This window comes from Aneurinibacillus sp. REN35 (assembly GCF_041379945.2).
GTDB lineage: Bacteria > Bacillota > Bacilli > Aneurinibacillales > Aneurinibacillaceae > Aneurinibacillus.
The window spans coordinates 25,948-49,084 of the sequence record NZ_JBFTXJ020000005.1 but is presented as its reverse complement, the minus strand read 5'-3'; the positions used below and the strand labels follow the sequence as shown (position 1 = coordinate 49,084).

The 23,137-nt window shown below is 46.8% G+C and carries 22 protein-coding genes; 19 read left to right on the top strand and 3 right to left on the bottom strand.

All coding sequences use genetic code 11. The annotated features are described in order from the left end of the window. Nucleotides 1–114 precede the first annotated feature (114 nt). Complete coding sequence (locus tag AB3351_RS11110) at nt 115–807, bottom strand: class I SAM-dependent methyltransferase (protein WP_371147217.1); 693 nt, start codon at nt 805–807, stop codon at nt 115–117. 177 nt (nt 808–984) lie between these two features. On the opposite strand from AB3351_RS11110, the gene AB3351_RS11105 reads away from it, so the two are divergent. The 18 genes from AB3351_RS11105 to AB3351_RS11020 all read left to right on the top strand — a co-directional run bounded on the left by AB3351_RS11105 (nt 985) and on the right by AB3351_RS11020 (nt 18,042). Continuing rightward, on the top strand, nt 985–1,791 hold the full coding sequence (locus AB3351_RS11105; protein WP_371147216.1) for an inositol monophosphatase family protein: 807 nt from the start codon (nt 985–987) through the stop codon (nt 1,789–1,791). 208 nt (nt 1,792–1,999) lie between these two features. Then, nucleotides 2,000–2,479 carry a 6-carboxytetrahydropterin synthase QueD gene (gene queD / locus AB3351_RS11100; RefSeq protein WP_371147215.1) on the top strand — a complete coding sequence of 160 codons (480 nt, stop codon included), beginning with the start codon at nt 2,000–2,002 and terminating at the stop codon, nt 2,477–2,479. Then, nucleotides 2,472–3,194 (top strand): 7-carboxy-7-deazaguanine synthase QueE, encoded by a 723-nt coding sequence (locus AB3351_RS11095; protein ID WP_371147214.1) that lies wholly within the window; start codon nt 2,472–2,474, stop codon nt 3,192–3,194. Before queD ends, AB3351_RS11095 begins: the two co-directional genes overlap by 8 nt. A gap of 15 nt (nt 3,195–3,209) precedes the next feature. Beyond that, a complete protein-coding gene (gene queC, locus AB3351_RS11090; protein WP_371147213.1) occupies nt 3,210–3,896 on the top strand; it encodes a 7-cyano-7-deazaguanine synthase QueC in 687 nt (228 codons plus the stop codon). Between the two features lie 4 nt (nt 3,897–3,900). Then, entirely contained in the window at nt 3,901–4,332 is a 432-nt protein-coding gene (gene queF / locus AB3351_RS11085) for a preQ(1) synthase (RefSeq protein ID WP_371147212.1), read from the top strand. A gap of 11 nt (nt 4,333–4,343) precedes the next feature. After that, complete coding sequence (locus tag AB3351_RS11080) at nt 4,344–4,541, top strand: YqgQ family protein (protein ID WP_371147211.1); 198 nt, start codon at nt 4,344–4,346, stop codon at nt 4,539–4,541. Between the two features lie 169 nt (nt 4,542–4,710). Then, nucleotides 4,711–7,209: a transglycosylase domain-containing protein gene (locus tag AB3351_RS11075; protein WP_371147210.1), complete on the top strand. Its 2,499-nt coding sequence runs from the start codon at nt 4,711–4,713 to the stop codon at nt 7,207–7,209. A gap of 75 nt (nt 7,210–7,284) precedes the next feature. Further along, a complete protein-coding gene (locus tag AB3351_RS11070) occupies nt 7,285–7,629 on the top strand; it encodes a hypothetical protein (protein ID WP_371147209.1) in 345 nt (114 codons plus the stop codon). Between the two features lie 120 nt (nt 7,630–7,749). Beyond that, a complete protein-coding gene (locus AB3351_RS11065) occupies nt 7,750–9,156 on the top strand; it encodes an RsmF rRNA methyltransferase first C-terminal domain-containing protein (RefSeq protein WP_371147208.1) in 1,407 nt (468 codons plus the stop codon). A gap of 46 nt (nt 9,157–9,202) precedes the next feature. Further along, nucleotides 9,203–9,928, top strand: a complete 726-nt coding sequence (locus AB3351_RS11060) for a pseudouridine synthase (RefSeq protein ID WP_371147207.1) — start codon at nt 9,203–9,205, stop codon at nt 9,926–9,928. A 194-nt stretch (nt 9,929–10,122) separates the two neighbouring features. Then, nucleotides 10,123–11,610: an alkaline phosphatase family protein gene (locus AB3351_RS11055; RefSeq protein WP_371147465.1), complete on the top strand. Its 1,488-nt coding sequence runs from the start codon at nt 10,123–10,125 to the stop codon at nt 11,608–11,610. A 118-nt stretch (nt 11,611–11,728) separates the two neighbouring features. Further along, nucleotides 11,729–12,616 (top strand): NAD(P)-dependent oxidoreductase, encoded by an 888-nt coding sequence (locus tag AB3351_RS11050; RefSeq protein ID WP_371147206.1) that lies wholly within the window; start codon nt 11,729–11,731, stop codon nt 12,614–12,616. Nucleotides 12,617–12,790: 174 nt separating this feature from the next. Then, nucleotides 12,791–13,018 carry a FeoA family protein gene (locus AB3351_RS11045; protein ID WP_371147205.1) on the top strand — a complete coding sequence of 76 codons (228 nt, stop codon included), beginning with the start codon at nt 12,791–12,793 and terminating at the stop codon, nt 13,016–13,018. Then, the gene (feoB, locus tag AB3351_RS11040) at nt 13,015–15,021 is read left to right on the top strand and encodes a ferrous iron transport protein B (RefSeq protein WP_371147204.1); all 2,007 of its coding nucleotides are present in this window, start codon (nt 13,015–13,017) and stop codon (nt 15,019–15,021) included. Before AB3351_RS11045 ends, feoB begins: the two co-directional genes overlap by 4 nt. Nucleotides 15,022–15,041: 20 nt before the next feature. Continuing rightward, a complete protein-coding gene (locus tag AB3351_RS11035; RefSeq protein WP_371147203.1) occupies nt 15,042–15,206 on the top strand; it encodes a FeoB-associated Cys-rich membrane protein in 165 nt (54 codons plus the stop codon). A gap of 245 nt (nt 15,207–15,451) precedes the next feature. After that, complete coding sequence (liaF, locus tag AB3351_RS11030) at nt 15,452–16,264, top strand: cell wall-active antibiotics response protein LiaF (protein ID WP_371147202.1); 813 nt, start codon at nt 15,452–15,454, stop codon at nt 16,262–16,264. 12 nt (nt 16,265–16,276) lie between these two features. After that, nucleotides 16,277–17,371: a sensor histidine kinase gene (locus AB3351_RS11025; protein WP_371147201.1), complete on the top strand. Its 1,095-nt coding sequence runs from the start codon at nt 16,277–16,279 to the stop codon at nt 17,369–17,371. A 23-nt stretch (nt 17,372–17,394) separates the two neighbouring features. Then, a complete protein-coding gene (locus tag AB3351_RS11020; RefSeq protein WP_371147200.1) occupies nt 17,395–18,042 on the top strand; it encodes a response regulator in 648 nt (215 codons plus the stop codon). 53 nt (nt 18,043–18,095) lie between these two features. Here the strand turns inward: AB3351_RS11020 and AB3351_RS11015 are convergent, their stop codons facing one another. Further along, the gene (locus AB3351_RS11015; RefSeq protein ID WP_371147199.1) at nt 18,096–19,205 is read right to left on the bottom strand and encodes a L,D-transpeptidase; all 1,110 of its coding nucleotides are present in this window, start codon (nt 19,203–19,205) and stop codon (nt 18,096–18,098) included. A gap of 83 nt (nt 19,206–19,288) precedes the next feature. Further along, nucleotides 19,289–20,965 carry a dihydroxy-acid dehydratase gene (ilvD, locus tag AB3351_RS11010; RefSeq protein ID WP_371147198.1) on the bottom strand — a complete coding sequence of 559 codons (1,677 nt, stop codon included), beginning with the start codon at nt 20,963–20,965 and terminating at the stop codon, nt 19,289–19,291. Nucleotides 20,966–21,211: 246 nt separating this feature from the next. Here ilvD and AB3351_RS11005 point away from each other — a divergent pair, with 246 nt between their 5' ends. Continuing rightward, nucleotides 21,212–23,113, top strand: coding sequence for an OPT family oligopeptide transporter (locus AB3351_RS11005; protein ID WP_371147197.1), 1,902 nt, complete (start codon nt 21,212–21,214; stop codon nt 23,111–23,113). Nucleotides 23,114–23,137 lie beyond the last annotated feature (24 nt).

Here is a 23,137-nt window from a genome sequence, read left to right as displayed (position 1 = left end):
GCATGCTGGATAAGCGTCGCATCATTTTCTTATAAAGTTAGACGGGAAGCAAGCAAAGAAGTTGTGTACAGGCAATAAAAAGTCTTCCGCAAGATACGGAAGACTTCTTTAGTATTATATAGAAGTGTGGGGACGGGCATAAAACATCCAGAGGAAGCTTACAGCCTGTTGTAATTCATGGGAGAGGACATTCGTCATCTCAGCAGTCACTCCGCGCTTGTAGACGCCTTCCTGGTGTATGATTTCATATCCGTTCTCTGTAAGCAGTCGCTCACATTCCCATGGCATCATCGTATTCAGCACGACATCCTCACCATACAAGCGACGATATCCATGTTCGCGCGGTGCCGCGGTCGGACCAAGAATGCCAAGCGCAAGCAGGCCGCCTGGTCGTATGTATTGCTGCAAATTCAGCAGCATCTCACGAGGCGTATCCGTCCATTCAATGACATTAATAGCCATAATTGCTTGAAAGCTCGCCAGCTCAAATGGGAGATCGCGCAAATCCGCTTTTTTAAAGGAAAGAGAGCATCCATTTTTTTCGCGCGTGTTCGCTTTATTGATCATCTCTTCAGAGATATCAATACCAATCACATCAAAGCCGCGTTCTGAGAGCTTCACGCTGCCGTATCCATCGCCGCATCCGGCATCAAGTACAGGACCGCCTTCGGGTTGTATATAACGGGTTAGTACGGGAAGAATGGACTTACGGCTTCCTGTCTCCCACATTTCTTCGCTATTTGCCTGCCAGTGATCAGACATCTTATTCCAGTGTGTTGCACATGCTTCATGCCAGTTAAAAGCCATCGTGTACTCTCCTTTGGTATTTTAACTGAAAAGTAACACAATTCATGCGAAAAAGCGAGGAAAACTTGAAAAGTGTGGGAATGGGCAAGAAAAGAAAAATTTTCTTTATACCCATCAGACAAATGGGGTAAAGTTAGTATAAGAAGAATGACGAATCAGAAGTGTGAGGCGAAAATCGTGGAAAATACACAAGTGAAGGCATGGGGCTTGCTGGCGAAGCGCTGTGCATTAGGTGCAGGAGACTTGGTTGCCGAGATGCTGTCCCGACCATTAGAAGTTATGTATAAATCGTCTGCATCCGATCTGGTGACGTCTGTGGATCGGGCGGTTGAGCAATTTGTCATAGATAAGATTATTAAAGCGTATCCTGACCATGGCATACTGGGTGAAGAAGGGCTGATTGCTTGTAAGCCCAGTGAGTTTGACACGGTATGGATGGTTGATCCGATTGACGGGACAACCAATTTCGTACACCAGCAGCAGAACTATTGTATATCCATTGCGGTATATCATAAAGGTGTATGTGAAGCAGGTGTTGTCTATGATCCGACCCGCAAAGAGATGTTTTATGCAGAGCGTGGCGGCGGTCTATTCCTTAATGACATGCCGATACAGGTGGAGCGCAATAAGGAGATGAAAGAAGCGCTTCTCTCAACCGGCTTGTTCTGGAATCGGCGTGCCATGAAGAGCGGTCTCTCAGAGAAAGCGCAGCGTCTCGCTCACCGCTCACGCGGCGTTCGCGTCTATGGTGTAGCGGCATTAGAGTTAGCTTATGTTGCGGTGGGCCGATTGGATGGATATATTAATCTCAACTTAAATCCGTGGGATTATGGCGCAGGCCGCTTGCTTGTTGAAGAGGCGGGTGGCAGGATTACTACTTTAGAGGGCGGGGAGATTCCATTCGCTGAGCGCAGTAGTATTTTGGCGGCCAATCCGTATATTTATGATTTTCTGCTTGAGTTTTTAGCAGAGACTCCGGTATAATGGCTACGTACAATTGAATCAATCGTTGTTGTGTGGCGATACCAACGTTAAAAATACCACCGGAGTATTGACTGTTCTATCCCCTGGTGAAGGGGATTTTTTTATTTTTTAGTAAAAAGCGACAGTACACGGGACCGCCATGTTGGAGGTCCCGTTTTTTAGTTTCCGGAGGTGCGCCGATTTCACGATATGGAAAGGAGAAGGAAGAATGTCGGGATTTGAGATTCCACATAGTGTACAGCGCCTGTATGAAGATATTCAGCCGGAGCAGCTTCGTTATCACCGCCGCCGCGTAGCGCTAACTAAAGAGTTTACATTTGATTCTGCGCACCATCTGCATCTGTATGAGGGCAAGTGTAAAAATTTACACGGCCATACGTATAAGCTGGTGATCACTGTGAGCGGATTCGTAGATGAGATTGGTATTTGTGTAGATTTTGGCGACATAAAGAAAGCGTATGAAAGGGCGATTAAAGCACAGCTTGATCATAAATATTTGAATGAAGTGCTGCCGCCTATGAATACAACGGCGGAAAACATGATCGTGTGGATATGGGAACGTCTCGATCAAGAAGCTGAATCCCAGGGGTGGAAAGAGCGGGGAACTCGTCTTGAAGAACTGGTACTGTACGAGACGCCGACCAGCTATGCAACGCTGAAGCGGGAATGGATGGAAGTTGATGCATAACATATCCGACCTTCATTTGCATTGGAAGCTGCCGATGGTAGAACTATTCGAAACAGTGGAAGGCGAAGGGAAAATGGCAGGGTATCCGACGACATTTGTCCGCGTATTTAACTGTAACCTCCGCTGTACGTGGTGTGATACGCCCTATAGCTATGCACCTGAGAAGGCGGCATTTACCGCAAGTATTGAGGAGATTGTGCGTCAGGTGAAGGCACACGGCCACGGTGTGGTCTGCCTGACAGGTGGAGAACCGCTGATGCACGGTACGAAGTCGCTTGCGCTTGCGTATCAATTGGCACAGCTTTCGGACGTATGGGACATTCACATTGAAACGAACGGTGCGATTGATCTGCTGCCGTTTTGCGAATTAAGGGAGCAGGAGCAGAACGTAGGTAACAAAGTCCGGTTTGTAATGGATTATAAGCTTCCGGCAAGCGGGGAGACGGATGCGATGCATCTTGCGAACTTTGCGCTGCTTGCGTCCCGGGATGAAGTGAAGTTCGTCGTAGGGAACGAGGATGATTTCCTGCATGCGCTTATGATTCTAGAAAGATACCCGACAAAAGCTACGGTATGCTTCAGTCCGGTGTGGGAGACTATGCCGCCTGCAAGGCTTGTAGAGCTTATGCTGCAGCATCGTCCTATGCAGGGCAGAGCAAGGATAAACATGCAGCTTCATAAAGTGATTTGGGACCCTGAAGCACGAGGCGTATAGGGAGGATAAGGCGTAATGAAGAGAAAAGCAGTTGTCGTATTAAGCGGCGGTCTTGACAGCACAACATGCATGGGCATCGCGCAAGCTGCCGGATATGAACTGTATCCGTTGACGTTTTATTATGGGCAGCGCCATAACAGAGAAGTAGAGATGGCGAAGAAAGTGGCCGCCTTCTATGATGCATTCGATCATAGGATTGTTACGCTTGATTTTCTTAGGCAAATTGGCGGCAGCGCTTTAACGGATACGAAGATACAAGTACCTGTAGGAGAGAATGCGGCAGGTGAGGAAGATATTCCTTCCACCTACGTTCCCGCACGCAATATGATTTTCTTATCGCTTGCAGCCGCCTATGCGGAGACCGTAGGAGCAGAGGCTGTGTATATTGGTGTCAGCGCCGTAGATTACAGCGGATATCCGGATTGTAGGCCGGAGTTTATTCATTCAATGAATGAGACGATCCAGTTGGCAACGAAAGCGGGCGTGGCCGGTACGGGAATTCGTATAGAGGCGCCGCTTGCTCATTTATCAAAAAAAGAAACGGTGGAATGGGGACTTACGCTCAAGGTTCCATATGAGCTTAGCACTTCCTGCTATCAGGGAGGAGATGAAGCGTGCGGTGAATGCGATAGCTGCCGCCTGCGTCTCAAAGGCTTTGCAGAAGCTGGTGCGAAAGACCCCATCTTATATAAGAAAGGATGAATACATGATGAGTCAAGTACAGCATGATCATGACAAATATAATAAAATTAGATTTGATATTCAGGATCGTACAGCAATTATGGAGGATATTCTTGAGACCATTCCATATGAATATGTAGGAAAAAAAACCGAGGTAACGATTCCGACGAATGAATTTACTTCCGTATGCCCGTGGTCTGGCCTTCCGGATTTTGCAGATATTCGGATCATTTTCGTTCCTAATGAGAAGTTGATTGAGATGAAATCTTTGAAATTCTATCTTACTTCTTACAGAAACGTTGGCATTTACCAGGAGCATGCAACAAATAAAATTCTGGAAGATCTCGTGAAAGTGGCTGATCCCCTATATATGCGTATTGAAGCGACGTGGAATGCGCGTGGTGGACTCGGAACGGAAGTTGTTGTAGAATACCGTAAGGAAGGATATGAAGGGTAGCGATTCGTTTCATGAATGAGATCAAAACCATTCTTGACGTTAAAGCGTTGCTTCGCCGGTTTGGGATCGTTATTTATATGGGAGATCCGCTGACTGACTATGAGATGTGTGAAGACGAGTTGCGTGAATTGTACCATGAGAAAGTGATCGATATGGATGAATTTCGCGCGGCGATGACGGTTCTGCAACAGGCGAAACGGAATGTGTGAGATGTAGAGAGAGAAAAAGAGCCTGTATAGCGGCTCTTTTTTCATTTTGAGCGGTCATGGGAAAACCGATGGATTTTTGCAACTTTTTACCGTTTTGTTTTGTATAGATATGTGTATTATTATGTAGTATTGTTATCCTTCTGTACATTATTAGGGGGTTACTGGAAACATGGACAAACGACGATCAAGAAAACCAGCCAAAAAGCGAAAGTCATTCTGGAGAGGTCCATGGGGCATCGTGGTCCTTATGACTGCGCTTTTCTTGATTCTAAGCATCGGTGGCTGTTCGGCGTTGTATATAGCCGGCAACCAGATGATTGATGAGAGTAAGCTGGAGTTAAAAGCAACATCCACCGTATATTCTTCGGATGGAAAGGAAATTGCCAAGTTAGGATTGGAAGACAGACAGATTGTAACATTTGATAAAATACCAAAGCATGTGGTCGATGCGTTTATTGCTACCGAGGATAACCGGTTCTATGAGCATAATGGTATCGATCCGATCGGGATTGGTCGCGCCGTTGTTAAAGACGTGATCACCCGCAGTAAGGCGGAAGGGGCGAGTACGATTACGCAGCAGCTTGCCCGTAATATTTTTCTTTCCCATGACAAGACATTCATGCGTAAAACAAAAGAAATCATGATTGCGTTAAATCTGGAGCGCAAGTATACGAAGCCGCAGATTATGGAAATGTACTTGAACGCTTTTTATGCAGGCAAAGGAAGAGTCGGTGTGCAGGCGGCCTCGAAATACTATTTTGGTAAATCTGTCGAGGAATTATCCCTAGAGGAAGGGGCAACGCTCGCTGCGCTGCCGAAAGCGCCGAATACGTACAATCCGATCGCTAACCCGGACAATTCGTTGAAGCGCCGCAATCTTGTGCTGTCGCTTATGGCGAAAAACGGATTCATTACAGAGGAGCAAAAGGTAAAGGCGCAGAAAGCACCGTTGAAAGTGCAGGATAATCCGCCAAGCAATTCAAGAATCAGCAAAGAGTATGCAACCTATGTTGATTACTTGACGGATGAGGCGGAAGATCAACTGGGCATTACAGAAGATCAATTGTTTTATGGCGGGTATAAAATCATCACGTATCTGGACAGCAAAGCTCAGAAAGCGATGTTTGAAGAGTACCAAAAAAATAAAAATTTCCCAGGCGGTACCGATCCGAAGGTACAGTCGGCTATGGTAATCATGGAAGCGAAGACCGGTGGGATTACTGCCATGATCGGTGGACGCGATTATAAGCGGGGCGACTTAAACCGGGCGACCATGAAGGTGCAGCCGGGCTCGACCATCAAGCCGCTGATTGATTATGCTCCAGCGCTTGAAAAGGGCTGGACACCATACACCATCGTAAAAGATGAGAAGAAAACGTACCGTGAATACGGTAATTGGACGCCGCGTAACTATGGAAATGAGGGCTATGCGGGCAGCATTTCCATGAATAAGGCGCTGGTCGAGTCGCGAAATGCAGCGGCCGTGTGGACGCTGAATGAGGTCGGTCTCTCTAACGGAGTAAGCTATCTCAAAAAGTTCGGCATTACGCCGGAGCCAAAGGAAGAGCAGTATTTATCCATTGCCCTCGGCGGTATGGAGAAAGGGGCGACGCCGATCCAAATGGCGCAAGCCTACTCTACGTTTGCTAATGGCGGCAAGATGAATAAAGGGCATACGATCAAAGAAATTCGTACACAAGATGACAGTATCATTGTGCAGGAAAAGAAAGATGAAACAGAGGTAGTAAGTGCTCAAACCGCATATTATATGACTGATATGCTGCAAAATGCAGTCCGAGAAGGAACGGGTAAGCGGGCTCGCATCAGTCACCCGCTTGCAGGTAAAACCGGTACACAGCAATATGACAGTGACAAAGTATCACGCGGTACAAGATATGCGTGGTTTGTCGGCTATACGCCGGAATATGTGGGTGCTGTCTACATGGGATATGATAAAACAAATGATGAAAATCATTTGAAAACAACCGGTGGCGCCGAGCCTGCCGCTTTGTTCAGCAAGGTAATGGAGAAGGCGATGGAAGGCAAGGAACGCAAAGAATTTGAACGTCCAGAAGGTGTGAAACCAGTAGAGCCCCCAGTGTCGATTCCTTCTATCAGCGATTTGAGCGCAACGGTTGATGAGACAGGACAAAATGTAAAAATTGATTGGGGCGGAACCAATGATCAGCGTGTAAAATACAAGCTGTATCGTTTCCTTGGTTCTCCTGCTGATAAGGAAGAAATTGCAGATACCGGATCGTCTGGTTATACGGATTCATTCGACCCATCAAGGATGTATACGTATGTTGTCGTACCGTATAATGCAGAAACAGGGGAAGAGGGCAGTATGTCCAACATGGCTGCGATCACGATACCGGAAACGGTGCCATCTGAACCGGATGATGAGAATCAGGATGAGGAACAGCCGGTCGATCCGAACAATCCGAATCAGAATCCGAATCAGCCAGTCGATCCGAACAACCCGAATCAGAATCCGAATCAGCCGATTGATCCAAACAATCCGAATCAGCCGGTCGATCCGAACAACCCGAACCAAGATCCGAATCAGTCCGTACCGGGTACGGAAACCAAACCGGATCAGAATAACGAGACACCGGGTCGTGGCAATGGACGCAATCCATCTTCTGATCAACAGACCAATCAGTAATTGTAAAGAAATGTCCGCAAATGGATGAGGATTTGTTATAATGGTGAACAAGGAGAAGATAAGGAGGGGTTGTTTATGACCACAAGTCGAGATATAGCCCGTTTTTTTGAAGAACAACTGTCCAATGCCAAGACACACTTTGAACGTGCGCTGGATTGCAAGCATACAGAGTTTGATGATTTGTACCCGTATATGAATGAGCATCCCCAATTTTTCTGGTACAAACGTTACGTGGCCTGGCAGGAACTCCTGACCGTCGTCCGCCTCGCACGAGAGCTGGAAGTCGAATGGAAGCACTTGTTCACCGATAAACAAGTCCATTATATTGAATGTAAAGTGCTGGAGGCCCGTGTGCTGGATCACTGGTACGAAGGCGACAAACAAGAACTGCAGGAAGAAGAGGTCGGTGTCGACGAATAGCGCCGGCAGTCCGATATGTGAAGCAATAGACAGAGGGAGCTGGGCTCCCTCTTTTTTCTGCAAAAAATACCGAGATCATGTCATGTATTCAGCATAGAGAAAATGAAAAGAGGAACAATCATGAATATCCCTGAGGCTTTTGCAGCAAGAATGAAGACGTTGCTGGTTGAAGAAGAATACGAACAGTTTATGGCCTCCTATCAAGAACCTCGCAAGCAGGGATTGCGAATTAATCGATTAAAAAGCTCGCCGGAAGCACTTCTTCCGCAGTTGAACTGGGCGCTCTCGGGTATTCCGTGGACCGAGGATGGATTCTACTACCCAGAGGGCGTACGTCCGGCCAAGCATCCGTATTATCACGCGGGTCTGTATTACATTCAGGAGCCGAGCGCCATGTCGCCTGCTGCCGTATTGGACGTATGTCCAGGTGAGAAGGTGCTGGATTTATGTGCAGCACCAGGCGGGAAGACGACCCAACTGGCAGCGGCCATGCAGGGACAGGGAGTTCTTGTAACAAATGATAATAATCCGAATCGGGTCAAAGCATTAACGAAAAATGTAGAACTGTACGGTATCCGCAATGCGGTGGTGACCAATGAGACTCCAGATCGACTTGCCGCCGTCTTCTCGGGATATTTCGATAAAATTCTGGTAGATGCTCCGTGTTCCGGGGAAGGTATGTTCCGAAAAGAGCCGGAGATGGTAAAAAGCTGGAGTGAAGCAGCGATTTCGACTTGCGTTGTTATGCAGCGAACCATTCTGGCTGATGCGGCACAGATGCTTCGTCCGGGGGGAAGGCTGCTGTATTCTACGTGTACCTTTGCGCCGGAAGAAAATGAACAGATGATCGCAGCATTCTTAGAACAGCATCCGGACTTTTCGGTTGTACCTATCAAAATACAGCATGGCTGGGAACACGGGCGCATCGAATGGACAACGTTAGGCGCTGCGTCTGTCCAGATAGAAGGAACGGCGCGGCTGTGGCCGCACCGCCTGCAAGGTGAAGGGCATTATGTCGCGCTGCTTCAAAAAGAGAAGAGAGTAGCGGAAGCAGGAAAAACACATACACCAAAAGCGCGCCGTTCGGCTCTTCACAAAGAACTGGCCGATTTTTATGCATTTATTAAAGAGGTGCTGCCTGCTTGGAAAGGGTTAGAAAGCGATCAGGTAGAGCTAACAATGCATGAAGATCGCGTCTTTCTATCTCCTGCCGATCTGCCTGATCTGCGTTCTCTGCGACTTGCAAGGCAGGGCTGGGAGCTTGGAGTGATAAAGAAGAAGCGATTTGAGCCTTCTCAGGCTTTTGCGCTAGGTCTTGGAGCAGGAGACGTGCTGCATACGGTTCATTTTGCAGTACAGGATGCTAATGTCATTCGGTATCTAAAGGGTGAGACATTGATGCATCCAGCAGAGAAAGGATGGAACCTTGTCTGTGTAGACGGTCATCCACTCGGTTGGGCCAAAGGAGCGGGTGCGATGCTGAAAAACATGTACCCTGCCGGCTGGCGCTGGATGGACGGGGCATAGACAGTTACAATAGAGGAACGACTAGAAGTAAAGGGTGTGGAAGTCGATGAGGCTGGATAAATTGTTAGCTAATATGGGCTATGGCTCACGCAAAGAGATCAGAAAACTATGTAAGAGCGGCGCGGTAAAAGTGGACGGTGAGCTGATAAAGGACAGCAGTATGCATGTCGATCCGGATGGACAGGAAGTGCAAATTTTAGGTGAAGTGGTGCACTATCGGGAATTCGTCTATCTTATGATGAATAAGCCGCAGGGTGTGATTTCGGCAACTGAGGATGCGATGGAGGAGACGGTTGTAGATCTGCTTGATGCCGAATTTTTCGCATTTGACGTATTTCCGGTGGGGCGTCTTGATAAGGATACGGAAGGTTTGCTTTTGCTAACTAACGACGGCAAGCTGGCCCATGAATTGCTATCTCCGAAAAAGCACGTACCCAAACGCTACTTTGCGCAAATAAGGGGCAGAGTAAGCGAAGCGGACGGGGAGGCGTTCCGCAAAGGAGTGACACTTGATGACGGATATAAGACACTGCCTGCCGATCTGACAATTCTTACACAGGGGGATATATCCGAAATCGAACTGGTCATCTATGAAGGAAAGTATCATCAGGTAAAGCGGATGTTTGAATCGGTAGGCAAGAAAGTAACCTACTTAAAACGCATTGCGATGGGATCGCTGCAGTTGGATGAGGACCTGGAGCCAGGTGAATACCGAGAGCTTGCCGAAGAAGAAATTGAATTGCTGCGTACATCAGAGCGAAATAAGCCCTGAGCGGTATAAAAAATGCCCGGAACGGTGGATTAACCGTCCGGGCATTTGTATGCGATGCCATAGATAAGTATATCGACAGCATCGCCTAGTTCCTGCTCAGCGCTTCCTGCACATATTATGAGAGCGGAAGATGAATTCTGTAAATAGAAAGCTTACAGAATGAACATAATGAGAGGAAAGGCGGTGAAGTAGTGATGGGTAAAAAAATTGTGCTCATTCTAATGGATTCATTCATGCCGCATGTGCTGCAGGAAGCTAGGCAGGCACAGCTTGTACCCACGCTTTCTGCATTGATGGAACGCGGCGCTTACTGGGACAATTGCGTCTCTGCTTTTCCTACGATGTCAGCAAATGTAGATGCTTCACTGAGCACAGGTGCGTATTCAGAGGTACATGGGATACCGGGACTTGTCTGGTATTCACGTACGGAGAAACGGGTAGTCAATTATATTAATGGCAATAAATCGGTCTTGCGTGTCGGTATAAAGAAATGTGCCAAAGACGTATTGGTTGAACTCAACGAAAAACATCTGAGCAAGAATACATCTACGTTATTTGAGGAATTGGCACAGCGTGGAAAGACCTCCGCCTCCATTAATTTTTCTTCGCACCGTGGCCCGCGTGTGTATAGAACGAAGAAGCCGGGCCTGTCTGCCATATTTTTGGCCGGTTTGCCTATCTATCAAGTAACAGGTCCTGAAATTTGTACGATAGGCCGCTTTATTGATTCAAGCTTTTTGCGTTCGCTGCCTTGGAATGGCAGCCATACGATTTTTTACAAATACGGACTAAACGACTCGTTTGCGATTCGTGCCTTTAGCCGTCTTGTGCGTCAGAAGAAGCTGCCGCAGGTAAGTGTGATTTATTTACCAGACATGGATTACTCATATCATCGCAAGCCGGATCAAGGCCCCCAGATTCTCGCTAAAGTGGATCGCCATATAAGTCGGTTGTTAGAGAGTTTTGGCGGGATAGAGGCAGCGTGTAAGGAATGCAGATTCATTCTGGTCGGCGATCACGGACAGACGAAGATCGGTGTGGAAATAGAGGCGACAATTAATGTAGAACAGCTTCTTCAAGGAATGAAAATAGCCCGGATGGAGCAGGTGAAGCCGGAGGAAGATGATCTTGTTATCTGCAATAATGAGCGTGCCTGCTATTTCTATCCGCTTCAGCAAAGCGTCCAGGCTGAAGTGGTGAAGCGATTGTTAGAAGAGCCGCGTATTGATGTGCTGGCCTGGAAGGAAAAAGAAGGCGTGCGCCTGGGTCATGGCAAACAAACGCTTTTTTTTGCATTGGGTCGCGATATGCGGGATGAGTTCGGAAAGACATGGAAAATTGAAGGTGATTTATCCCTGATCGATGCAGTAGCCAGAGAGCATCCAGAGGATAGTGTGCCGGTTATTTTTTTCGGAAAATATCCAGACATTCTCTCGCGTCTGTATGGGGCGCTGTATGCGCAAAAGGGTGAGATGATTGTTGCTACAGCAGAGCCAGGGTGTGAATTCTTTACCCAAAGCGATCCAGTGCACAGAGGGGGAGCAAGTCATGGTTCCTTACATGAGACGGACTCCCTTATTTCACTCATTATTACTGATGAGTCTGTCGCGCGCTTTAAGAAGCCGCGTATTGTGGATTTAAAATCATATATTCTTCAAGAAATCTGCAATATTGAATCATAGATGCGTCATTTTCACTTCTTTGGCAAATTGGCTCATGCCTCTTCTAAACAATTTGCGCTATACTGAGAAGCATAACGTCGAAGCAGATAGCTGAAAAATAAAGGAGAGGCAGTTAGTAATGAGTAAAAAAATTGGATTTATTGGTTTGGGTAACATGGGTGTACCTATGGCGCTAAACCTTCATAAAGCTGGTCATGATGTAACCGTATACAACCGAACGCATGAAAAAGCGCTTCCGCTTATGGAATACGGCTTAAATGTGGCGCAAGAACTCGGAGATGCTATCCGCGAGAAAGATGTGGTCATTACGATGCTTGCTGATGACCAGGCAGTTGAGAAGATGGTGGTTGGTGACGGAGGCATTCTTGATTACATAGAGGCACCGACGAAGCTGATAGATATGAGTACGATTTCACCGGATACATCACGTATGTTAGCGGAGACGGCAAGTGAATTTGGAATCACAATGCTTGATGCGCCGGTGTCAGGCAGTGTAAATGCGGCAGAAAGTGCCAATCTTGTGCTTTTGGTTGGCGGGAACAAAGAAGCGTTCGACGAGCTGCAGGATGTATTTCAAGCGATGGGCAAAGCAAGCTTCTACTTTGGAGAGAACGGAAGTGGAGAAAGCGCTAAGCTGGTTATCAATTTATTGCTTGGGATGACAATGCAGGGAATTAGCGAATCGCTTGTTTTGGCAGAGAAGCTCGGGCTTGATCGTGGAATGATTATAGAGATGATGCAGCAAACAGCCGTGGCGACTCCACTGCTTGGTTTCAAACGAGAACTGTTGCTGAAGGAAAGCTATCCTGCTTCCTTTGCGCTGAAGCATATGCGAAAAGATTTTGGCTTGGTGCTTGAACAGGCACACAAAACCGGCAGCGTGCTCCCTGCCGCAGCCGCCGCACACCAGTCGTATACATCAGCTTCAAACCACGGAATGCAGGATATGGACATGGCCGCAGTATTTGCGGAGCTGCTTCATTTGTCCGGTATAAAAAATCAATAACAGACAACAAAACAAAGAGAAGACAGGCAGTTTGCTGCTTGTTTTCTTTTTTTTGTAAAAAAATATTTGAAAAATGCAGTTTACGAAAGGAGCATTCTCACGTATAATCGACTTAATAATGATAATTAATATCAATAGAAAAAGATAAAGAATACCTGAATCGGGGGATGTAGTATGTGTTTAACCGAATTAAAACTGGGGAAAAAAGCAAAAATTATCGGCACAGAAAACATGGAAGATAATGTGCGCCGTCGCCTGCTGGATCTGGGTGTTATGGAAGGCACGGTCGTCTGTGTGAAGCGTATGCTGCCTTTTGGCGGTCCGCTGACATTGGAAGCAGGAGGTCAGTGGATTGGAATTCGCCGTCGTGAAGCAAGCGCTATCCGGGTGGAAGCGATATGATGAACGTAGCGTTAGCTGGTAATCCAAATACCGGAAAGACCTCATTATTTAACATTCTTACTGGTTCGTATGAATATGTCGGGAACTGGACTGGCGTTACGGTTGAGAAGAAAGTAGGCGTGTTGAAGAATAAGCGTGGACAGCTTATTGATCTGCCGGGCATCTACTCGCTGAATCCTCTTTCTCGTGATGAGGGAGTAGCGACACAGTTCCTGCTTTCAGAAGAGTTCTCTTCCGTTTTGAATATTGTAGATGCTTCACAGCTTGAGCGGAATCTGTATTTAACCGTACAACTGCTGGAATATGGAAAGCCTGTCGTTATCGGTCTGAACATGGTAGATGTGGCGAAAGGGCGCGGCTATATTATCGATGAAAATAAGCTTGCTGCTCTGCTTAATGTCCCGGTTCTGCCAATCGTAGCTCGCAACGGTACAGGGTGTGACGAGTTGGCTGGTTTTCTAGCAGAGAATGCGGAGCAAAAAAGCGAACCGCTGCATATCGATTACGGTTCCGTGCTTGAAAAAGCGATCGAAGAAGTAAGCACGCTACTCCCGGCTTCCTATCCTCTTCCGAAGCGTTGGGTGGCATTGCAATTTTTCGAAGGAAATGCACTTGTAAAAGAACGACTGGCGGCACATATTGAGACGCAGCGTTTGACTGAGCTGCATGCCAAAACGGAGATGACCATTCGAAGCGAAAGCGGAATGGCTTCATTGTCACACTATATCCGCCATGTGCGTACTCGTTTTATTTCTGATATTGGCAAGCAGGTTGTTACTCGTACAAAAAAAGTAGACTATACATTCTCAGAGCGCATTGATCAGATTGTGACGCACAAGTGGCTCGGTATTCCGATCTTTTTGCTTCTGATGTTTTTAACATTTAAGCTTACGTTTGACTGGCTGGGTGTACCGCTATCTGATATGCTGGACGGCTTCATTGGAGGTACGTTAACAGATACGCTTGATTCCATGCTAACAGCGGTCGGGGCCTCAGAGTTTATCCGTGCCGTTGTACTCGATGGGATCGTGACCGGAGTTGGCGGCGTGCTCGTATTTATTCCGCAGATTTTTATTCTGTTTTTCTTAATTTCAGTTATTGAAGACTCCGGTTATATGGCTCGTGTAGCCATGGTTATGGACCGGATTATGCAGGCGATTGGATTAAACGGAAAAGCATTCATTCCGATGATTATCGGTTTTGGGTGTAATGTACCCGGTGTTATGGCAGCACGGACGATTGAACAGCCGAAGGAGAGACTTTTGACAATTCTTCTGACACCGCTTATGTCCTGCTCAGCCCGCCTACCTGTCTACAGCATATTTGTCGGTATTTTCTTTGTTCAGAATCAAGCGCTTATTGTATTATCCATGTATGTGCTTGGCGTGGTGGTAGCGCTTCTTTTGGCAAAGCTTTTTTCAAGTACGCTGCTTAAGTACGAAGGCTCGATGTTTTTTGTAGAATTGCCGCCATATCGTATTCCGCAGGGACGTACGCTCCTTCGTAGTACGTGGGAAAAAGGCAAAGGATTTATTCGTAAAGCAGGTACGTTGATTTTTGCCGGTTCGGTCGTCATCTGGTTCTTAAGCTATGCAGGCCCGGCAGGACTTGACGTAGAGATGAAGGATAGCTTCCTTGCGCTGATTGGTGGCGCAATTGCTCCGCTGTTTGCGCCGATTGGCTTTGGTACATGGGAAGCAGGCGCAGCGCTTTTAACCGGATTTCTTGCTAAGGAAGTAGTCGTAGCTACAATGAATATCATCTATGTGGCTCCGGATACAGCAGCGTTGCAAGGGCTGCTTGCTGAACACTTTACGGCATTGCAGGCATACAGCTTTATGGCATTTATTCTTCTGTATGTACCGTGTATTGCTACCGTCGGTGTTATTCGTAAGGAAGCAGGCTCTGCGCGTTGGATGTGGTTCTCAATCATTTATGCACTGGTTATTGCCTACTTGATTTCACTTGTCATCTATCAGGGCGGCAAGCTGCTTGGATTCTAGGTAGGAAGGGAGAGATTTCAATGATCGTCAATATTGTACTTGGGGCCGGGATTTTCGGCTATGCAGGATGGTCGCTGTTCCGCTTCGTGAAGAAAAGCCAAAAAGGACAATGTGCAAGCTGCGCTGTGAAAAAAAGTTGTCAGACGAGCTGCAGCAGTGTTCCGACACAAGAGATTACAAAATAAATAACTGACCATGGTAAGCTATCGTATCCATTTATTTTATGGGATGCAGTTGGCAAACCATGGTTTTTTTAATTATAGTTATAGAAGAGTAATCTCCGTCTTGGGGCGGAGATGAAACCAACCCATAGCCAGTTTTGCTCAAGCAGTAAGCTGGTTACGATAAGAGAAGGTGAAATAGACGTTCCTATTAGCTATAGTATGTATGATGGCTATAGCTGTTTTTGTCTATTGCAGGAGGTGAAGAAGTGGCGAGAGGATCACGTTTGCTTTCATATTTGCTCGGCATTACGATTATTTTTGCGGGCATTGGTATTTTATTTGACATGATGGGGCTGAAAGATTTCAACCCCGCAGGCCTCTTTCCGTTTCTGTTTTTATATTTTGGTTTGAAATCTTTGCAGCGAGGTAAGCGGGTTAGCAGTGGATTTCTGTTATTTATTGGCCTTACCAGCTTTTTATCCTATTGGTTAGGCATTGATCCGGGCCGTGTGATCGGTCTTATCCTTGCCGTGCTGTTCATTTACTTTGGGTATCGCTTAATTAGAGGAAAAAGTAAGGAAATTGAGATCAATCCATCGTATAAACAGCGAAATGAGCCGGAGCCGTTCACTTCTTCAGGTCAGGAGAGAGAAGCAAATCATGCAGGAGAGAATAAGAAGACGTTTACCCATATGTATTCGCTTCATTCTCCGCAGCATAAGCATTCCTTAATTGGTAATCTATTCTTGACCGGCAGCCGATGGGAATTGCAGAACATGAATGTATGGCATGGCATTGGCGATGTAAAAATTGACTTATCACGTGCACACATTCCAGATGGGGAGACCGTCATTATTATTAATGGATGGATAGGCGATGTAGATGTTTATGTTCCATATGATCTCGCTATTTCGCTGACGGCTACGATTAATCTTGGTGATATCGATGTATTTGGAAACAAGCAGGGAGGAATTAACCGCAGCATGACGCTTTCTACCTCAGGCTACAAGGATTCAAGCAAGCGGGTTCGGCTTGTGGTGAGCCTGCTTATAGGCGATATAGACGTCATTCAGCTATAGGGGAGGAGTAAAGTGTCGGAACGTAAGTTGGCGAATATCCAATGGCAGTTCATGCGGCAGTCTCTGTGGGGCAGTGTCGGCGCTGTATGTGTGGGGAGTGTCGTATTTTTCTTTATCTGGTATGAGATGACGGAAGTGCCGAAGCTGCGCCAATGGCTGCTTCACAAGTTTGATTGGCAGCTTCCTGTCTTTCCGGGCATGTTGTTTGCTGTACTTATGCTAGTATTCTTATGTATAACCGCTTCTCTTATTGGTACAAGCGTTGGCTATATATATGGTAATCTGATGAAAAAACGTGTAGAGATTTTATTGCAATCTGCAATGATGATTGAGCGTGGAAACTTATCCACTCGTGTTCCGTATTTAGGAGAAGATGAAGTGGGCATGCTCGGTGAACGGTTGAATGAAATGACAATTCGGTTTCAACAGCAGGTTCTTTCCTTGCAGCGGCTGTCTGCTCATAATGCAGAGTTGACTGAACAGGTGAAGCAGTCAGCAGTTACCGAAGAGAGACAGCGTTTGGCGCGTGAGCTGCATGATGCGGTTAGTCAGCAGCTTTTTGCTATTTCGATGACAATGGCAGCAGTCAGACGGACGATAAGCCAGAATCCAGAGAAGGCGAGCCGCCAGATTGAACTTGTAGAAGAGATGGCGGCGGCCGCACAGTCAGAGATGCGGGCGCTGCTTCTACATCTTAGACCGACACAGCTAGAAGGGAAGTCATTGCGTGAAGGAATGGAAGGCCTGCTCATTGAATTACAGACAAAACATTCTCTCGCCATTACATGGCAGATTGCCGATGTTCCTACTTTATCAAAGGGAATAGAGGATCACTTATTCCGTATTATGCAGGAGGCGCTTTCTAATGCGTTGCGTCATGCAAAAGCGACGGCACTTGAGATTAAGCTTGTACAGATGAATAATCAATTGCGTCTAAAAATAACGGATGACGGCGTAGGTTTTGCGGAAGGCGAGGAGAAAAAGTCATCATCATATGGCATGAAGCTGATGGAAGAGCGTGTGGCCGAGATCGGTGGCGTGCTTGTCGTATCTTCGGCTCCGGGACGTGGAACAATGATTGAAGTAACGGTTCCGTTTGTTGGATAGGGATGGAAGGCGGAGGAGATATCATGAGCGAAGGGATTAAAGTATTGTTGATTGATGACCATGAGATGGTACGAATGGGATTGGTCGCTTTTTTGTCCACAGAAGATGAGATTGAGGTGGTCGGAGAAGCGGGAAGCGGGGCAGAGGGACTGAAAATTGCAGAGCAGACTAAGCCGGATGTGATTCTGATGGATCTTGTCATGGACGGAATGGACGGGATTGAGACGACCCGACGAATGAAAATGATTCATCCTGAAGGCAAGGTAATTGTGCTGACCAGCTTTATCGATGATGAGAAGGTGTACCCGGTCATTGAAGCAGGTGCATTCAGCTACTTGCTCAAGACGGCACGCGCTCCCGAAATTGCCCAGGCTATTCGCCAAGCGTATAGAGGCCAGCCTGTGCTTGAAGCCCAGGTAGCAGGGAAAATTATGTCGCGTTTTCGCCAGCGGACTACGGAAGAAACTCCACTGCATGAGCAGTGTACGAATCGTGAGTTAGAAGTGCTGCGTCTGCTCGGAGAAGGGAAATCCAATCAGGAGATTGCCGAGGAACTTTATATTGGTATTAAAACCGTAAAAACACATGTAAGCAATATCTTAAGCAAGCTCGGTGTAGAAGATCGTACGCAAGCAGCCATTTACGCACATCGTCATGGGATTTGCAAATAATCAACGTATGTTGTCCGCATTGCTGCATCGCATACATCGATGCAGCATCGTCGTTACTGTTTCCAGTTATAGACGTAATGCGGATTTTCTTCGTTTATACGAGGCTTGATAGTAAAAGCGGGTGCATTTGGCTGCTGTAGTGCGGGGGCTGCGCCTGCTTTAATATTGACTTTCGTTCCAATCGGTACCATACTGAAGAGCTCTTCGACGTGAGCATTGGAGAGGCGGATACAACCCATAGAGACGGCTTTGCCGATAGAGTTCGGGTTGTTCGTACCGTGGATAGCATATGCTGTATCATTTAGCACAAGTCCGCGTGTTCCGTATACGTTGTTCTCGGATACCGGATTGCTTACCTTTTGTTTAATAGTATACAAGCCTAGTGGTGTCCGTTGTTCTGCACCCAAGCCGATAGGATAGGAGCGGACAGCATACGGTCCGCTTTGGACGATCATACGAAACGATGATTGATAGACGGTAATTTCTAATGGTTGTAATTTGACGGGGGGTTCTGCTGCATCCCCACTGTACAGTACATCGCTCATTGATTCCCACAGTTTTTTAGAAGAGAGGCGCTCCGGTTGATAGATGATACCGGTCTTATGCAGCGCGGGTATGGCTTTACTATGCGCAGCTTGTGTGAATGGAATACGAGATAAATAATTGGCTGGAAAAGCGCCAGCCACCTCCTCGAGTTTCTTGGGAAGCTTCTTGTTATGGATGTAGTAGTTGTACAGTGCACTGCGGACAATAAGAAGCTGCTCAAGCCTTGTGCGTTGCTGTGTGATTGTGTCTTTAATTCGCTTTATCTCTGGATTGTCATTGCACGAACAGGACGGATCAAAAAATTGAATCCCTCCGTTCGTATCTGCAATATAAGCGAGGAAATCCGGTTGATAGAATGGAAGCGGAACATAGGCGGGCAAAGCTAGGGTTTGCGGTACGCCCACAATGATGCTCTTATTTTTTGTAACCGGATCTTTGCGCTCTATGTATGTTTGTAGCTGCCTGCGCATCTGCTCTTGTGTTAGCCCTGTCGGCACTCCGATCACTTCATAGAAGGGCTCAGGCAGACTGGGCGGGGCTTGCACTGGTTGCTGGGGGAATAATTGGAAATAAAAAAACACTAAAAATATACTGAGTATTCGAGCGATATAGGACATGTTTATCCCCCTTAACAGGAAATAAAAAAGATACATAGCGCCAAGAATTTGGCAAACTATGTATCTTTAGTATCGGCAAAAAATCAAATTTTCATAATGCCGCCTGTGCTTGCTGAAGTAACTAATTTGGAATAGCGGGCAAGATAGCCTGTTTTTACTTTTGGTTCAAAGCCCTTCCAATTCGCTTTCCGCTCTGCCCATTCCTCTTCAGATACTTGTACATCCATTGTCCGTGCGGCGATATCGATGACAACGTGGTCACCGTTCTTAACAAAAGCGAGCGGTCCGCCTTCTGCGGCTTCAGGAGAAGCATGTCCGATGGAGAGACCACGGGATGCCCCAGAGAAACGACCGTCCGTCACGAGAGCAACTTTTGTACCTAAGCCCATGCCTACGATCTGCGAAGTTGGCGCCAGCATTTCCGGCATGCCAGGCCCGCCTTTTGGTCCTTCATAGCGGATGATGACAACATGCCCCTCTTTAACTTGCCCTCCTGCAATTCCTTCCAACGCTTCTTCCTGCGAATCGAATACGATAGCAGGGCCTTCATGACGTGTAATACCGCCTTGTACGCCACCTGTTTTGATGATTGCCCCTTCAGGAGCAAGATTGCCGAATAGGACAGCCAAGCCGCCTTTTTCGGAATAAGGTTTATCGATTGGGTAGATGACGTTATAATCCTTCACATCATGGCCGGCAATGTTTTCGCCGAGCGTTTTTCCAGTTACCGTCATTGTATCTAAGTGAAGAGCGCCTTCTTTTTTCGACAATTCGTTGAGTGCAGCCGATACGCCTCCTGCTTGGTGCAGATCTTCAATATGCCAATCGGAAGCAGGAGCAAGCTTAGAGAGGTGCGGTACACGCTCTGCCACTTCATTAATACGCTCGATCGGATAATCTACTTCAGCTTCATGGGCAAGTGCGAGTGTATGCAGAACCGTATTGGTTGAACCACCAAGCGCCATGTCGAGCGCAAATGCATTATCAATCGCTTTTTCCGTAACGATGTCACGCGGTTTCAAGTCGATCTTGATCAACTCCATGAGTTGTTTTGCTGTGCGTTTTGCAAACTCTTTGCGCTCTGGATCAGTAGCAAGAATGGTACCATTGCCAGGCAGTGCAAGACCGAGAGCTTCAGCCAGGCAGTTCATGGAGTTAGCGGTAAACATACCGGAACAAGAGCCGCATGTTGGGCAGCCGTATTGTTCTAGCTCCTGTAGCTGACTATCATCAATTTTACCTGCTTGATGTGCGCCAACGCCTTCAAATACAGAAGATAAGGAGATCTTGCGTCCGTCGCTCGTTCTGCCAGCCGCCATCGGACCGCCGCTTACAAATATGGTTGGAATATTCAGACGAAGTGTTGCCATCATCATCCCAGGCGTAATTTTGTCGCAGTTTGGAATGCATACCATCCCATCGAACCAGTGGGCTGCAACAACAGTTTCTACGGAATCGGCAATGATTTCACGGCTAGGCAAAGAGTAGCGCATACCGATATGTCCCATTGCGATCCCGTCGTCTACACCAATCGTATTGAATTCAAATGGTACACCGCCTGCTTCACGAATCGCTTCTTTAACAAGCTTACCGAATTCCTGTAGATGAACATGCCCCGGTACAATATCAATATAAGAATTGCATACCGCAATGAATGGTTTGTCGAAATCCTCTTCTTTGACGCCTGCTGCGCGAAGCAGGCTTCGGTGCGGCGCACGGTCAAATCCCTTTTTAATCATATTGCTGCGTAATTCTGCCACTATAAACCCCTCCACTATTGTATGTTGCTTAATTTTAAATTTTTATCATTGTATCACTATTTGGGAAGATTGTATATTTACCAAAATTCCATTTGTTATGAATATAAGTGGGTTGCTAACATTTTTTTTTAACTTCGTTTATAGTTAAAATGGGTAAACATAAGATTAGGGCGTAACCATCCCTAAAAACAAAGAAGACGCAAAAACAAGGCAACAAGTATTTTTAAGGAAAGAGGTAGAATAGTTATGGAAAACAAATCGGCCTCCGGACAAGGGCAGAACCCGAGCGGTTTTGTACCTTACGTGCCACCGAATGAACACCGTCCAGAAATGACATGGACAGCGATCATTCTAGGCGGAGTTCTTGCGATTTTGTTTGGAGCGGCAAATGCATACCTGGGCTTAATTGTTGGTATGACAGTCAGCGCATCCATTCCGGCAGCCGTTATTTCGATGGCGATTCTGCGCGGAGTTCTGCGTCGTAATTCGATTCTAGAGAATAATACGGTACAGACGATTACATCCGTTGGAGAATCATTGGCCGCTGGTGTTATTTTTACGGTACCGGCTTTATTTATTTGGAAGCTGCAGCCAAGCCTCACTACAATTGCATTCATTGCTCTTGCAGGTGGTATTCTTGGTATTATTATGATGATTCCATTGCGTAAAGCATTGATTGTCAAAGAGCACGGGGTATTACCATATCCTGAAGGTACGGCTTGTGCAGAAGTACTTATCGCAGGGGAGAAAGGCGGAGGACTGGCGAAGCTGGTATTCAGCGGGCTTGGAATTGGCGCGTTGTTCAAGTTTATCGCTGATGGAATTAAAGCATTTCCATCTGAGATTGAAACGACGATTCGCGGCTTCAAAAATGCAGCCGTTGGTATGGATACACTGCCATCTCTGCTTGGTGTCGGCTTTATTATCGGTCCGCGTATCGCCGGATACATGCTGGCCGGTGCTGTGCTTGGTTGGCTGGGTTTGATCCCGCTTATTAGCTACTTTGGTGCGTTTGCACCCAGTCCGATTTTCCCGGCAACCTCGCCAATTAGCGAGCTTGGCTTTTGGGATATTTGGAGCAATTATTTACGCTATATCGGTGCAGGTGCGGTTGCGTTTGGTGGGATTGTCAGCTTATTTAAGGCGATGCCTACGATCGCTTCTTCTTTCACCATTGCAATGAAAGGATTTAACAGTACACGAGGCAGCAATGGGGCAGGCGTGCTTCGTACGGAGCAGGATATGCCGTTGCCATATATTATCGGGCTTGTTATTATTCTTATTTCTGTTCTTGCGTTTTTCCCAGGCATTCATATTGGCATTCCGGGAGCCTTGCTCGTAATGCTGTTTGGTTTCTTCTTTGTAACAGTCTCATCCCGTATTGTCGGAATTGTCGGAAGCTCCTCCAATCCGGTATCTGGGATGACAATTGCTGCTCTCATTCTAATTACCCTCATCCTCAAGCTGATGGATTTCAGCGGACAGACGGGGATGATCGCAGCGATTACAATCGGTGCCGTTATTTGTATTGCTGCAGCGATGGCTGGCGATACCTCCCAAGATTTGAAAACCGCTTTTCTCGTAGGCGCTACGCCGAAGTATCAGCAGTATGCGTTGATGTACGGTGTATTTATTACGAGTTTAACGATTGGTTCTGTGCTGACGCTGCTTGACCAGGCCTATGGATTTGGTTCCAAAAACCTCCCGGCACCTCAGGCTACACTAATGATGATGGTTGTCGAAGGTATTATGGATGGTAATCTGCCGTGGACCCTTGTATTCATCGGTATGGCAGCAGCGGCATTGGTTGAGTTGATGGGAATCGGTTCCCTTCCGTTTGCGGTAGGATTGTATTTGCCTATTCATTTGAGTACGCCGATCATGCTTGGCGGCTTGATTCGCGGGATGATTGAACGCCGTGAGAAGAAAGAAGAGGTACGCAAGCTCAAGCTAGAGCGAGGTATTCTTTTATCGTCTGGTTTCATTGCCGGTGAGGCGCTCATGGGTATTATGATTGCGATTGCTGTGTCGGCAGGAATCGTGCTGCCAGAGAATCCATTCCTCGGCCCGCTCGTTTCCCTTATTGCATTCCTTGCGGTTGCGCTTATATTATTTGTCACGGCAAACTCAAAAGGTAAACAAACATAATAAATACAATTGCTTAGAACTTGA